Annotated in this window: 10 protein-coding genes; 4 read left to right on the forward strand and 6 right to left on the reverse strand. The window is 59.3% G+C overall.

From position 1 onward, the window contains the following. Together A15D_RS14530 and A15D_RS14535 are read left to right on the forward strand one after the other, a co-directional pair. Window positions 1-2533: TonB-dependent receptor (locus A15D_RS14530; RefSeq protein ID WP_369825842.1), on the forward strand; the 2533-nt coding region annotated here is incomplete at its 5' end. A gap of 78 nt (window positions 2534-2611) precedes the next feature. Further along, window positions 2612-4465, forward strand: a complete 1854-nt coding sequence (locus A15D_RS14535; RefSeq protein ID WP_158245819.1) for a phytase — start codon at window positions 2612-2614, stop codon at window positions 4463-4465. Window positions 4466-4616: 151 nt separating this feature from the next. Here A15D_RS14535 and A15D_RS14540 read toward each other — a convergent pair whose 3' ends face one another. Then, on the reverse strand, window positions 4617-5627 hold the full coding sequence (locus A15D_RS14540; RefSeq protein WP_022986208.1) for a zinc-binding alcohol dehydrogenase family protein: 1011 nt from the start codon (window positions 5625-5627) through the stop codon (window positions 4617-4619). Between the two features lie 124 nt (window positions 5628-5751). Here A15D_RS14540 and A15D_RS14545 point away from each other — a divergent pair, with 124 nt between their 5' ends. Beyond that, window positions 5752-7233: an amidase gene (locus A15D_RS14545; protein ID WP_102792510.1), complete on the forward strand. Its 1482-nt coding sequence runs from the start codon at window positions 5752-5754 to the stop codon at window positions 7231-7233. Window positions 7234-7256: 23 nt separating this feature from the next. Here the strand turns inward: A15D_RS14545 and A15D_RS14550 are convergent, their stop codons facing one another. Then, entirely contained in the window at window positions 7257-8174 is a 918-nt protein-coding gene (locus tag A15D_RS14550; protein ID WP_102792511.1) for a metal-dependent hydrolase, read from the reverse strand. 300 nt (window positions 8175-8474) lie between these two features. Between A15D_RS14550 and A15D_RS14555 the strand changes: the two genes are divergently transcribed. Next, on the forward strand, window positions 8475-10760 hold the full coding sequence (locus tag A15D_RS14555) for a TonB-dependent receptor domain-containing protein (RefSeq protein ID WP_102792512.1): 2286 nt from the start codon (window positions 8475-8477) through the stop codon (window positions 10758-10760). A gap of 116 nt (window positions 10761-10876) precedes the next feature. Here A15D_RS14555 and A15D_RS14560 read toward each other — a convergent pair whose 3' ends face one another. The 4 genes from A15D_RS14560 to A15D_RS14575 all read right to left on the reverse strand — a co-directional run bounded on the left by A15D_RS14560 (window position 10877) and on the right by A15D_RS14575 (window position 15045). Next, entirely contained in the window at window positions 10877-11242 is a 366-nt protein-coding gene (locus A15D_RS14560; protein ID WP_022986204.1) for a NirD/YgiW/YdeI family stress tolerance protein, read from the reverse strand. Window positions 11243-11349: 107 nt separating this feature from the next. Next, window positions 11350-12315: a 1-aminocyclopropane-1-carboxylate deaminase/D-cysteine desulfhydrase gene (locus A15D_RS14565; protein ID WP_102792513.1), complete on the reverse strand. Its 966-nt coding sequence runs from the start codon at window positions 12313-12315 to the stop codon at window positions 11350-11352. Then, window positions 12315-13595 carry a DSD1 family PLP-dependent enzyme gene (locus A15D_RS14570; RefSeq protein WP_022986202.1) on the reverse strand — a complete coding sequence of 427 codons (1281 nt, stop codon included), beginning with the start codon at window positions 13593-13595 and terminating at the stop codon, window positions 12315-12317. Before A15D_RS14570 ends, A15D_RS14565 begins: the two co-directional genes overlap by 1 nt. Window positions 13596-13683: 88 nt before the next feature. After that, on the reverse strand, window positions 13684-15045 hold the full coding sequence (locus A15D_RS14575; protein WP_102792514.1) for a D-arabinono-1,4-lactone oxidase: 1362 nt from the start codon (window positions 15043-15045) through the stop codon (window positions 13684-13686). Between the last annotated feature and the right edge of the window lie 4 nt (window positions 15046-15049).

Raw genomic sequence — 15049 nt, forward strand, 5'->3', positions numbered from 1 at the left:
GACAAAACACAACAGCTGCACCCTTCAGGCCACGCTGAGCATGCAAGGGGCTTCTCAACAGCCTGTCGGGCCGCCTGTGGCGCGGACTCTATTGGCCACGGCGATTGCCGTGGTGTGTGGCCAGCTTCACGCACAAAGCGGGGAGCCCAACGAGATCGAAACGGTGCGCGTTATCGGTCAGGCGGCCAGTACCGACCGGGCGCTCAGTGAGCAGCGTGCGGCCGATAATATTGAAAGCAAGGTGCGGGCAGATGATATCGGGGACTTCCCGGACAACAACGTGTCCGAGTCCCTGCAGCGGATGCCGGGTGTCTCTATTGAACGGGATCAGGGTGAGGGGCGTTTTGTTCGGGTGCGTGGTGTGGCCCCGGATCTTAATGCGGTTAACGTCAATGGCATTCAGGTGCCGGCGCCCGAGGCCGGACGCCGCGCCGTGGCGCTGGATGTGATCCCTGCAGATTTGCTGGAGTCCCTGACCGTGGTCAAGACCCTGACCCCGGACATGGACGGCAACTCGCTGGGGGGCACGGTGGAGGTTGAGACCCTGTCAGCGTTTGACCGCGATGGCCTGTTTTATTCCGTCAGTGGCGCCGGCAGCTACGACGAGCACACCGATCAGACCAGTCCAGAATTCGCCGTGGCAGCCAGCAACCAGTTTTCACTGGGCGGCGGGGAAAAGAATCTTGGTGTGGCCGGTGCCGTGAGCTGGGGCAAACGCGATTTCGGGTCTGACAACGTGGAAACGGGCGGCGCCTGGGATTTTGATGATAACAATGCCTTGGAAGAATTCGAGCAGCGCGATTACATGATTACCCGCGAGCGGCTGGGTATGGCGCTGAACGTCGATTACCTGCTCAGTGATGACACCAGCCTGTACCTGCGCACTTTGCACAGTGAATTCCGGGATGAAGAAATTCGTCAGGCTAATGTTTTCGCCTTTGACTCTGCCCAGCAACCGGGGCAGACCGGCGTTACCGAAGTGGAAAAAGAACTGAAGGACCGTGAAGAAACCCAGGATATTTCGTCTTTCGTTCTCGGTGGACAGCACGTATCCGGGGAATGGACCACGGATTTTCGTGCAGGTTACAGCACGGCGCAGGAAGACGAGCCACGCCATGCGGACAGCACCGTGTTCGTGGCGGACTTCACCGATGGGGGCTATCAGGGCCACCGCAAGCCTTCAGCGCTGTATCCCACGGGTTTCTATGACGACAGCAACTTCGATCTGGATGAGATTGAAGTGACGGAAGGCAAAACAACGGATGAGCAGGTCGATGTGGCGCTGGACTTTACCCGTGACCTGTACTGGAACGATAACCCGGCATCGATCAAGTTCGGCACCAAAGCCAGCCAGCGCACCAAAGACAGCGATGTGAATGTCTGGACCTATGGTCCCAGTGCCAGTCTGGCGGATCATGCCACCGATGTGGATTACGAGCTCGGCAACTTTGGTTCGGGCATTGATCCGGATTCCATTGACGGTTTGATTGCCGGCCCCGGTCAGTACGAAGATATCGCGTCGGCTATTGAAGACTACGAGATGTCGGAAGATCGTCAGGCGGCGTATCTGATGGGCACCGTGGATATTCAGCAACTGCGTATTCTTGCCGGTGTACGTTATGAGCGACTGGACTTCGAGGCGGACGGTTTCGGCGATGACAATGGCACCATCACCGCCAGTCATTACGACAACGATGAAGATCACTGGCTGCCGGCGTTGCACCTGCGCTATCAGCTGACCAACGATACGCTGGTGCGTTCTGCCTTTACCCGCAGTGTTGTGAGGCCCACCTTTGAGCAGCTTTCTCCCGGGTTTGAAATTGATGGCAGTGAGGCCAGCTTTGGCAACCCGGCATTGAAATCACTGGAATCCAATAACCTGGATCTGGGCATCGAGCATTACATGGGCCGTGCTGGTGTGGTGTCGGCGTTTGCGTTCTACAAGGACATCAAGAACTTTGCCTACCTGACAGACAAGGGGGGCACGCCGGGTTACACCGCTTTTGATGATGCGGAGACCTTCGAGAATGGCAATGATGCGAGCCTCTACGGCATTGAGCTGGCCTACTCCAAACAGTTCAGCGAGTTACCTGCGCCCTTCAACGGCCTGCTGATGGGGGCGAATGCCACCTTGGTGGATTCCTCCGCCGAAATTGAAAGTTACGATGAAGGTAGCGGTACCACCTTCCGTCGTGACATCGCCTTGCCCAGTCAGTCCGATGTCACCGGTAACCTGATGGTCGGGTATGAAACCCAAAAGCTGAGCTTGCGTCTGGCGGCCAATTACACCGGCAAGTTCCTTCAGGAGGTCAGTGATCCGATGGACAAGCGCTATGACATCTACACGGATGATCACATCCAGCTGGACTTCAACGGGTATTACTTCCTGACCGATAACCTGCAGCTGACATTTGAAGCGATCAACATCAATGATGAACCTTTCTATGCCTACACCGGGAAGGAAAAGTTCAACGCACAATACGAAGAGTATGGCCCCACGTTCAAGCTGGGTCTTGCACTGAAAAGCCTTTAACGGGCTTTCAGCAGCCTGTTAATCAGGCGGGCCGGGGGCGTGTTTCCCGGTCCTTTTTTTGTCTGAAGGATGCATATGATGAATATCAAACCATGGGCTTTCGCATTGCTGGTGGTGATGACGGGCTGCCAGGTGGAGCGCCCGGCCGCTCCCTCTTTGGCAGAGAAAGACTGGCAAAAAGAAACCTCACTGGGGCAGCCAAAAGGACTCTGGGTACAGGATGACCATGTGGTGACGGTGGATGCCAACGGCAATCTGGTCAGCGGTCAGCTCACCCTGGCCGAGGGGCAGTTCGAAGGCGTTGAAGGCCGTGTGGATGACAAGGGCGTCGTGCAACTGGTGACGGTGGATACCGCCAGCAATGAGGCGGTGCTGTTCACCCGGCATCAGGGGCAGTGGCAACTGGCCCAGAGAGTGCCGGCCCCCGAGTATGAAATCACCGGGTTCTGTCTGTATCAGGATAGCCAGTCGTTACTGTCGGTGTACCTGCTGGATGAGCGCGGCGGCGCTGACCAGTGGTTGCTGGGGTCGGCGGACAAGGCGTTGCCCGTGCGTCATCTGGTGTTGCCCCCGGGGGTGGAAAGTTGTGCCGTGGATGATGACAGCGCCAGCCTGTATGTAGCGGAAGAGTCTGTCGGTCTGTGGCGCTATCACGCGGACCCGGAGCGTGATGCCGAGCGTCAGTTGCTGGATCGCCTGGCTCCCCACGGCAACATTGCCGAAAACGCCAGTGCGGTGGCCGTGCTGCCCGGTGGGGTGGCACTGGTAGACAAGGAGGCTGGCGCGGTCAATCTGTACCTGGCCGATGGCCGTCTGCAACAACGTTTCGCTGTCCCTGTGCTGGACGAGCCGGAGACCCTGGTAGTGACGCAGCAAGGGGAGCGTCTTGCCCTGTATGCCGTGGATGATGCTGACAAGGGCGTGCAAAGCGTGATGCTGTCCTGGCCCCATGCCGCACAACCCGGCATCACCATGCCTGTAGTGTTGCCCACAGCACAAACCGATAGTGTCGAGCGCTATGGTGATGCCGCCGATGACCCGGCCATCTGGGTGCACCCGACGTCGCCGGCTGACAGTCTGATTCTTGGCACAGACAAGAAGGCGGGTTTGTATGTGTACGATTTGCAGGGCCGCACCCGTCAGTTTCTGGAAGTCGGCAGACTGAACAATGTGGATCTGCGTTACGGTATCGATGTGGCCGGGCGGCGCTGGGACATTGCCGTTGCCACTAATCGTGATCACAACAGCCTGCATCTTTTCCTGATCGATCCGGCCAGTGGCAAGGTGCAGGAAGCGGGTCAGATCGCCACCGGCATGAAGGACATTTATGGCATCTGCCTGTATCAGGACGATCAGCGGTTGTATGCCTTTGCAAATGACAAGAGTGGTGTGATCGAGCAGTGGCAGTTGCTGGGAGGGGACAGCATCACCGGTAAACGCGTGCGCGAACTGAAGGTGGCAAGCCAGCCGGAAGGGTGTGTGGCCGATGAGCAACAACAGCGCCTGTTTGTGGGTGAAGAAGATCGCGCGGTGTGGGTCTTCGCTGCCGGCGCAGATCAGCCGGTGACCGCCACCGAGGTCAAGGCTGCCGGAGAGGTACTGGTTGACGATATTGAAGGCCTGGCCTTGTATCAGGCCGATGACAGGAACTGGCTGGTGGTCTCCAGTCAGGGAGATAACAGCTATGTCATTCTGGAAGCAGACAGCCCGTATGCGGTGGTCGGTAAATTCCGTATCGGCATGAACCCTGAGGCCGGCGTGGACGGTGCCTCCGAAACCGATGGCCTGGAAGTCACCTCGGCAAATCTGGGAGGGGTTTATCAAAAAGGGATGTTGGTGGTCCAGGATGGTCGCAATCGTCTTCCCGATGCGCCACAGAACTACAAGATCGTGGCGTGGAAAGACATTGAGGCGATGTTGGAAAAGCCTTGAGCTACGAGCTGCAACGCGGGGCGGAATCTGGTGGTGATGTTGAACGCCTCGACCGCGCCGAAACCTTTGGCGCGGGCAGGGCCTGGCAAAACCTGCAGGCCCCATCCGCGACTCATAGCTATAAGCTCATAGCTCATAGCTGCTCTAGCTATTACTCCCAGCCCGCCAGTACCAGTTTGCCGATGGTGCTGCCGGACTCCAGCCGGCGGTGGGCTTCTTTCAGATTGTTGGCGTTGATGGGGCCAAGGCCTTCGCTCACGGTAGTCTGAATGACGCCCTTGTCGACCAGTGTCGCCAGCTCGGCGAGACGGTCACCCTGCTGCTGCATCCTCCGGCCAAACAGCGGCCGGGTGAACATGAACTCCCAGCTAAAGCGGGCACTCTTCGGTTTCAGGGGGTTCAGATCCAGGGGGCCGCGGGCATCGACGATGGCACAGATGCCGCCCAGGGGGGCCACCGCCTGACAGGCCGCCTGCCAGTAATCATCCAGATTCTGGGTCACGAAGATGCCATCCATCTGGCCATCGCTGACGGCATCCAGTTGCGGTTGTAGCGGTTGACGGTAATCCACCAGATGATGGGCGCCCATGGCGTCGCACCAATTGGCGGACTGCTCCCTGCCGGCAGTGGCAATGACCGTCAGGCCAAAATAGCGGGCTGCCAGTTGAATGGCGATGGAGCCGACGCCCCCGGCCCCGCCAATGATCAGCAAGGTCTTGCCCTGACACTCGCCAGGGCGGAAGCCCAGCTGGTCTTCCAGAGCCTCCCAGGCGGTCAGCGCCGTCAGTGGCAAGGCGGCGGCTTCCTGCATGCCAAGGCTGTCCGGTTTGCGGCTGACCAGTCGCTCGTCGACACACTGGTATTGGGCATTGCTGCCTTGCCGTTGCGCGCTGCCGGCATACCAGACCCGGTCGCCTGCCTTGAAGTTTTCCACCTCGCTACCCACCGCCTCGACGATGCCGGCTGCATCAAAACCCAATACCCGGTAACCGGGCTGTTCCAGCGGCCGTTGCCGTAATTTGGTATCAATAGGATTAACGGAAATGGCCTGAACCGAGACCAGCAGGTCTCTGGGGCCCGGGGAAGGCAGGTCCAGCTGGATGTCTTCCAGAGCGTGAATGTCGTCGATGGCGCGGGGCTGATTGAATCCAATGGCTTTCATTGACTGCCTCTGAGGGGTAACCGAAACACACAAGAATTTGGCACAAGATGCCGTGCAGACTATGCCACAGTATAACGGTGTCTGCCGTTGGACCTTTGGCAGTGTTGGGAGAGCAGGAGTTCAGATGAATTTTGAAGAATACAGGGCGTTTGATGCCATGGGGCTGGCCGAGTTGATCCAGAAAGGCGAGGTCACGCCCGCAGAGTTGCTGGAAGTGGCCATTGCCCGTGCCCAAGCCGTGAACCCGCAATTGAATGGCTTGATTATTCCCCTCTATGACATGGCCCGGGAGCGTGCGGGGACGACATTAAGCGGCCCGCTGGCAGGGGTGCCCATGTTGGTGAAAGACCTGTTTCAGGAAATCGGCGGCGCTCCCTGCTATCAGGGTAACAAGGCCCGCAAGGCCAGAGACATTAAGGCCGACGTGGATTCCACCCTGGTGGCGCGCTGGAAACAGGCCGGGCTGGTGCCCTTTGGTCGAACCAACACGCCAGAGTTTGGCGCCAAGGGAATTACCGAGCCGGACTCCTTCGGCCCGGCACGCAATCCCTGGAACCCGGACCATACCCCGGGGGGCTCTTCCGGCGGGTCCGCGGCCATGGTGGCGGCTGGCGTGGTGCCGGTGGCTGGTGCCAACGATGGCGGAGGCAGTATCCGTATTCCGGCGGCCTGTTGCGGGCTGTTCGGCTTGAAGCCCGGGCGTGGACGGACCCCGTGGGGGCCGCATTTCACTGAGGCCATGCACGGCATTGCGGTCAACCATGTGTTGACTCGCTCGGTGCGCGACAGTGCCTTGCTGCTGGATATCGCGCAGGGTGATGAGCGTGGCAGTCTGTTCCGGATCGCTCCTCCTGAGCAGGCCTATGCGCTGTCTGCGGCCAGCCGCCCGGGCAAGCTGCGCATCGGGTTTTCCACCCGTTCCCCATTGGGAACGGAGGTCAGCCCGGAAGCGGTGCGGGCAGTGGAAAACACGGTGGCGTTGCTGCGTGATCTGGGCCATGAGGTGGAAGAGGCCGAGCCGCAGATGGATGCCCGCCAGATGTGCATGGACTGGCTCAGCGTCTGGTTTGGGCAGTGCGCGGCGGAAGTGGACGAGGTGAAAGAACTCACCGGTTGTGGCGATGAGGGGTTCGAGCTGGACACGCTGGCCATCGCCGCCTTTGGTCGTGCCACTCCGGCCCACGAGTACGTGAAATGCCAGACCCGCTGGCAGGGCTACATGATTGCGCTGGATGCGTTTCTGGCGCGCTATGACTTCTGGCTGACGCCAACGCTGGCATTGCCGCCCGCCGAGATTGGTGCCATGGCCACACCTCCGTGGCAACAGGCCGCGCTGAAGATGGTGCTGAAAGTGGGGGCGGAAAAGCTGCTCATGAAGAGCGGCATGATTGAGCAGATGGCGCTGGAAAACTTCAAGTACATGCCTTTCACCCAGTTTGCCAACGTGACTGGCGTGCCGGCCATGTCGGTGCCGCTGCACTGGACCGAGGCAGGCCTGCCGTTGGGCTCGCAATTTGTTGGCGGCCACGGCGATGAAGGCAAGTTGCTGGCGTTAGCGGCTCAGCTGGAAGAGGCGGCACCCTGGTTTAACAAGGTGCCGATGTAGCCTGAGCCACGGCCCTTGCCGCGTTATCCTTCTGCCGCCGCCATGGCGGCAGGAGAACGGGCCAGATAAGCCAGCGCCTGCTCCGTATCCCCTTCGTGGATCGGATGGAAGCGCGGGGATACCCAGCGGGCGGTGGCGCGTACCAGAAAGGAGAAGGTGGGCACATTTTCTGTCTGCTTGCCCACCCGCTGCAGTTGCAGTAACAGCTGAGGGATCAGTTTGCGGCCGATCTTGCGGGTTTCCGGGTCCGGGTCCTGTTTTGCCAGGCTGCGAGCCCCTTCGGAAATAAAGTAGACAAACAGCGGGAACACAATGGCCATCAACGCCTGACGACTGACGTAAAAGCCCAGCTGGGTACGGCAAAGGTGCTCGAACAGGTCGTAGGCGACAGTGCGATGTTCCACCTCTTCCGCCAGGTGCCACTTGAACAGGTCGACCATGGTGGCATCGCCGTTGCGCTCCCAGCTTTCGTTATCCATGGCCCATTGGCCAAGCACGCCGGTGAAATGTTCGATCGCCGCGATCACCCCGACCCGGAACACCAGCCACTGTTTTTTCCACACATCCCGTTGCAGCATCTTCATGCCGAACGGGGCCTCGCCCAGGAAGGTGCCGAACAGCCACTCGATACGAGTCACATACGCTTCCACGCTCAGGCCGTGGGCTTCCAGATAGCTTTGTGCCTTGCTGTGGGCGCGGGAATGGATGGCTTCCTGGCGGATGAAGCCCTGTACGTCTTCACGCAACGCATCGTCCGTGACCATGGGCAATGCCTGGTTATACACCCGGCAAAACCACAGCTCGCCAGCTGGCAGCAGCATATGAATGCCGTTGATCACATGGGTCGAAAACGGATCATCCCGGAGCCAGTGCAGGGGGGTATTGGCAAAATCGAACTGCACTTTGCGGGGCAGGATTTGATGACGCTGTGTATGGGACATGGTGTGGCTCTCTATGTGCTTTCCAGGGCTTTGTGATCCGGGGCGCCTGCGCGCGGGGCCCTGCCTGGTTGTCATGCTAAAAAGCTACAATGAAACTGTGTCATTGGTCAATGTAATCGTTTGGCCCTGGATTGTCTGCGGCTGAGCGTTGCGGTCATATGCATGCAAAAGTGAAAGAAATTCGTTTGTCGGTGCCAGCCTTACAAAATTTACGTATTGAATCTTCTTCACATTTGTAAATCATTCTCATAATCAACAATACTGCGCGGCGATTTTAATCAGACGACGCAGGTGGCTGAGATGAAAAAGGGGTATGGGGCGCCGTTGCTGGCAGGCCTGGTAGCAGGGGGCTGGGCAATGCCGGCCATGGCAGAAGAGAATCAGGCCCATGAGCTGGGCTCGGTAAAGGTGGTATCCGCTGCCGGTTACGAGCAGAAGTTGACGGATGCACCGGCCAGTATTTCCGTTATCAGTCAGGAAGAGCTGCACAGCCGGCCGTTCACTTCCGCCATTGATGCGGTGCGTGAGCTGGAAGGGGTGGACGTGGGTGAGACCCGTGACAAGACCGGCCAGTCCACCATCTCCATGCGTGGCATGGGCGCTGATTACACCCTGATCCTGATCGACGGTCGTCGTCAGAACAACCACGGTGACATCTACCCCAACAACTTTGGGGGTAACCAGTTCAACCATATCCCGCCGCTGGAAGCTATCGAGCGCATTGAAGTGATCCGAGGCCCGGCCTCCACCTTGTACGGTGCCGACGCCATGGGCGGGGTGATCAACATCATCACCAAGAAGAATTACACCCGTTGGGGTGGTGGCATCAATGTGACTCGCACCATACAGGAGTACGATGAGTACGGTGATTCCAGCACGACGGACTTTTCTGTCTCCGGCCCACTGGGTGACCAGTTTGGTCTGGCCGTTCGCGGCAGCCTTTACGATCAGGATGCGTCCAACCCGGAATATGCACCGGTAACGGACCCCAATGGGGTAGTGCAAGAGCGTGAGCTGGGCTTCGGCGGTGGTGGTCGTACTGTTGACAACGAGGATACGGCGCTCGGTTTCACCCTGCGTTGGACCCCCACGGATAATCAACGCATTTCGCTGGACTACGATAACTCTGTCCAGACCTATGACAACTCGGAAAGCCAGCTGGGTACCCACGACAGCCCAGAAAGGTTGCCTCGCGCCGGTTATGCAGAAGACCAGGAGTTTACCCGTGAGCAAATCGCTCTGACCCATGAAGGTGAATGGGGCTTCGGTTTCAGCAATGTGTCCCTGACGTATCTGGCTACAAATAACGAAGGTCGCACCATGCCGCTGTCTGCAGCTGAGCGTGCCGAGTATGACGACATCATCGCCAACAATGCCGACTGTGTAGCGGATGCGGGCAGTGATGCCTGTTTGGCGGTGCTTGGGTCCACTTTCCTGCCGCGCCCGCAGCGCAAGCTGGAAAGCAATGAGCTGCGCCTGGACGGCAAGCTGGATATGCCGGTCAATGATCAGCATCTGGTTGTGGTGGGTACACAGATCTTGCGTGGCGAACTGGAAGACGGCGTGTTCGGGTTGGAGGGAGGAGACCCCGGCGAAGTGTCGGAAAATAATTTCTGGGCACTCTACGCCGAAGATAACTGGACGATCGTTGAACCATTTACCCTTACGACAGGGGTACGCTACGACAACCACGAAACCTTTGGTGACCAAATCAGCCCTCGCCTGTATGGGGTTTACCAGGTGCGGCCTGGCTGGACGGTGAAAGGCGGCGTGAGCACGGGTTACAAAACTCCGAAGACCACTGACCTGTATGACGGGATTACCGGTTTTGGCGGACAAGGCACTCGCCCTTGGGTGGGTAACCCGGACCTTGAGCCGGAAACCAGTGTGAACTCGGAAATTGCCTTGTACTGGGAAAGTCCGAATCGTCACAACGCCAACATCACTTTCTTCCAGAACGATTTCAAGGACAAGATTTCCCGTCAGGATAGCGAGCTCTGTTCTGCCACTGGAGGTCAAAAGCCTTGCGTGGATTTGGGCAGCTATGACTCGATCGGTGGTGTCGTGACGCAGCCGGTGAATGTGGACAAGGCGGTGATCAAGGGGGTTGAGGTTGCGGGTCGCTATCAGATCTCACCCCGCTGGTCCCTGCGTGCCAACTACACCTATATCGACAGTGAGCAGAAGAGTGGTGACGCCAAAGGTTACCCGCTGACGGGCAGTGCCCGACATATGCTCAACGGTACACTGGATTGGCAGACCACCCAGAAGTTCGGCATGTTCCTGACCGTCGAAGGCCGCCACGATCGCTTCCGTGGCTTCGGCCGCAGCGGCCTGAACACCGACTCCAGCGGTGGTGAGTACTGGAAAGATTATGAAATTTACCACTTGGGGGCACGCCTGATGCTCAACGAGTCGGTGACGCTGCACGCCCGTGTGAACAACCTGCTGGACGAAGACTTCACGACCTACGATGTGGGCTTCGTGGATGACGGTTCCGGTGGTTACGACGTGGAATACTACGACGACTACAACAACAAGGATGCCCGACGTAATTTCTGGGTCGGCCTGCAAGCAACCTTCTGATCCGCAAACCGCCCCTTGGGGGCGGTGTTACTCGCAAGGCGCGACAGGGAAGCCTGCCGTGCCTTGCTTGTGAATTGCGGCCTCACGCCGCTGGGTCACAATGCAGCCTTGTGGCTTCAGTTGCTGATGGTAGAGGCACTGCTGGTGTTAACGGCACCTTTCAGCGAATGGATCTTGTCCACTTCTACCACGCTGCGGCCATCATCATGCTCCACTTCACCGGTGAAGTTCACCCGGGTGCCGGCTTTAAGTGGCCGGTCGGCGGTAAGCTTGTCATCCAGCTCGATTTCGATCTGGCCCTTGCGGTCACGCAGCAAATAACGTTCGTCACCCAGTGACTGAACAATCTCGCCTTCCATGCGTACCTGGGTACCTTCCTTGATGCCCTGATTAATGGCAGCGCTGTCGCTCTCGATAATGTCTCCAGCGGTTACGGTCGCCGCGGCGCCCATCAGTACAGAAGCAATAATCAGTTTTTTCATGAGTCATCCTCCTTGGTTGATGTCTCATGGAATTAGTGGGCGACAGGTGGGGTGATGTTCCTGATGTTTGTAAAAGCCGGGTTAAAGTCCTTGTGGTGGCCACAGGGTTACAGCGGGTGGGCATTGAAGGTATGCCAGAACAGGGTCGGGCCAGGTTGCTGTTGGCTTATCGCGGAAAAGGCGGCAAAGGCCTTGCCGCTGTAAGTGTCTTCGACCAGAAGCCCCTCGCGGGCGGCCAGTGTTTTAGCCTGGCGGGTCAGTTCAGAAGCCTGCCCATACCCCTGGCCCAGGTAGTTGTCGTGCCAGTGCAGCAGGCGCGGGTCCAGCTCGCCGGGTTCGTCCAGTTGTTGCCAGGCGGCACGGGCCATGCTCAGTGTCAGGCGCGCATTGCAGACCGAGAAGGGGCCGAGTTTGTCCTGGGCGACCTGCACGGCGTGAATGCGGGTATTCAGTCCGCTGATCTGGCTGCCCACCAGTAACCCGGCGGCCGTGGCGCAGGACCCGGCCGCCACGACCAGTGCCGCAGGCGCCGGGCAGAGCCCTTCGTCGATCTGCTGTTTAAGTTCCAGCATGGCGTTCACGTAACCCAGGGTAGCCACCGGATTGGAGCAGCCTGCGTAGAGAAAGTAGTAACCGTGCTTCAGACGGCCGGGGTGCAGATACCAACCCAGAGCGGCCCCCATGAGGCTGCCCCGGTCATGCAGTCTGGCGCCGGCCTGTTGCATGGCCAGGCGGTTTTGCCTGACCACTGGTGAGTCCGGTTGCGGGAAGGTGAAGATGTCGCATCGCAGTCCTTCTTTCTGGCAGAGCAGGCTGGTGGCCAGGCCCGCATTGGTGCCGGTGGCGCCCAGGGTGACGACGGTGTGGGCATCTTCACGACGAATGTCCGGCAGTATCCATTCCAGCTTGCGCAGCTTGTTGCCACCGTAGGGGCGGGCACTGATGTCATCGCGTTTGACCCAGCAATTTGCGCCGAGACCCGGCAGGGGTTCCACTGGAGTGGGGAGCGTGCAGAGTGCGCTGGGGTTGAGCATGGCCAGCTCCGGGTAACGTTCCAGCAGTGGCCACGGCATCACGCACCCTCGCCCTGGGGCAGTGGTGGCCACCACTGGCGAATGGCCTGATCTTCCCAGACCGCCAGATCACCAAATTGCAGCATGACAAACTCGCTTTGGGTGGGGCGGAAGAAAATCTGGTCGTCCGGGGTCAGGGCCGTCTCGGGGCTGCCGTTGTACATCATCTGATTGGTGCTGGCACCGTAGACACCGTTGGTCTGAATACCAGCGGGAGACACTGGATGGGCTTTCCAGTAGCCCCCATAGATAAAGTAGGTACGCTGACGATTGGGATCCCAGCGCTGCCAGGCGTCACCCAGGGGAATGGGCCCGGGGAGGTTCAGCCCGTCCATGGCCTTGATCACGGGAGCGGCAATGAACACCGCTGGAGTAAAGGCATCCAGGGAGGGCAGATCGAAATCGCTGGCCTTCACCAGACAAGAGCCGGCGCTGAGTTCGTTGACCACGGTGCTGTCGTCGTACAAGGCCAGGGTGGGGCTGCCAGCACCGTTAAAGCACAGTGATTGGGTCTGGTATTGCGGTGCCTGCTGGTATAGCCGATCAATGAACGACTGATAACGGCGCTCGGTATGGCGATGGCCTTCTTCGGCACTTTCGATAAAGCCGGGCAGCTTGCCCACGTGAGCGTCATAGCCCATGAAGCCGCTGAACTGCAGATGCCTGGGGTGGGCATGGATCAGCGCAAGCAGGGCGTCCAGTTGTGATGGGTCGCCAAGGCCGCCACGGTGCAGCCCCACATCGATTTCCACATTGATGCGCATGGGCTGGTCGAGCTCCCGTGCCAGGGCCAGGTATTGTTCCAGACGCGGCAGGCTGTCGATCAACCACTGCAGTTGCAGGCTCGGGTCAAAGCGATGGGCTTCGCCCAGCTCCTGATAAAACCGACGGGCAGCCTGTATCGGCATGGGTTTGCCCAGCAGCATGTCGCAGCCCGGCTCGGCGTCGGCCAGGGCATTCATGAATGGTTGGTGGAACAGCATTACCCGCTGGCTGCCAGTATGGGTCATGACCTCCTGAATCAGGGGCACACTGGGCAGGGATTTGGCCACAATCCGGAAGTTGCACCCACTGGGTATCATGCTCATCAGGGTGCGGCAGTTGTCGGCGAGTCGTTGTCGGTCGATCAGCATCAGTGGACGGCCGGGCCCTGCGCTTTTCAGGGTGTCATTCAATTGCTGGAAGTAACGGTCATGGGCAGCACCACGGTTGTCTGGTCGCAGCAGCCAGCCCCCCGCCGCCAGGGCGCCCAGCCCGATCAACACTCCACGACGTTTCATGTGTTCTCCCCGGTTTGCCCAGGCTTGTGCCTGGTTCATCCTTGCCATGACCACAGGAACAAGCGGCCAATGGGCGTGGCGTACAGTGTTATGCAAACAACCGCTTCAGGTGTGCATTCAGCATTCGGCCTTGCGGGTCCAGTTCCTTGCGCACCTGTTGGAAGCGATCAAACGCCGGGTACAGCTCGGCCAGTTCGTCGCGCCCCAGACTGTGCAGTTTGCCCCAGTGTGGCCGGCCCTGATAGCGGCGCAGAATGGGTTCCACCGGCTGGAAAACCTTCTGGTAGTCCTGGGCGAAATACTGGTGGATGGAGAGGCTGGCGCCGGGGCGCTGGTGGTACATGGACAGTAACCGATCGTCTTCGGCCACGTAACGGAACTCGATAGGGAAGAACACATTGATGTCTTCCTTGCGCAGGGTGTCGCAGACCTCTTCGAGGCAAGCGATGCCGTCCTCGGCGGGGACGGTGTACTCCATCTCGTTGAAGCGCACGGTGCGCCGGTTGGCGAACACGGTGTGGGAGGGGCCAGTGAAGGTGCTGTCTTCCACAAACAGGGTGACCAGCTTTTGCAGGCTGGGGGTCAGCCAGCCGGCATGCATGGCCAGTTTGGAGACCAGCTCCAGCAGCTCGTTGTCATCTTCCCGGGCAGGGCTGTCCTCGGGATCGTCGGTGATCTCCATGGTCTTGACGATGGCTTTCTCGCCGAGCGGAAAGGCAAAGAACTCGATGTGACGAAAGCGATCCTTCTCCTTTTCCACAAAGTCCATAGCCTCACGCAAAGGCAAGGTCCAGGTGTGCTCCTTGAGCCGGTAAGCGGGGGCATGGCGAAAGGTAATGTCGGTAACAATACCCAGGGCACCGACACTGCAGCAGGCGGCAAGGAAGCGGTCGCCATCACTGTGGTCCAGCGTCAGGCTGTCGCCATTGGGCAGCATCAGGCGAAGGGCCTCCACCTGCCCGGACAGGCTGGTGAGTCCGGTGCCGGTACCATGGGTGCTGGTGGCAATGGCGCCGGCCAGCGACTGCAGGTTGATGTCGGGCTCATTGAGAAAACTGTGACCCAGGCTGTGGGCCTGGGCGCTGGCCATGGCCAGCCGGGTGCCGCCGCCCCAGGTAAAGCGTTCGCCGTCTTGCTGGCGCAGTCCGGCCATGGCTTCCAGCGAAATCAGGGTATCGTCCGTGGGCACCACGGCGCTGAACGAATGGCTGCCACCAAATGCACGCAGGCCTGCGTCACTGGCGGTGACGGCGTTGCGTAATGCCGCTTCATCACGGGGAAACAGCAATTGAGCGGGGTTGGCGGTCTGGTTCCCGGACCAGTTCTGCCACTTGGCAGCGGGCTCGGACTCTTGTGCCATCAGTCGCTGGGGCGCCAGCGCACCCACTGCACCCGCGCTACCCAGCGCCTTCAGAAAACCGCGTCGATCAATGGAATCAAACAGTGCCATGCGC

It is taken from the genome of Alcanivorax sp. MD8A, from assembly GCF_002888555.1.
GTDB lineage: Bacteria > Pseudomonadota > Gammaproteobacteria > Pseudomonadales > Alcanivoracaceae > Alcanivorax.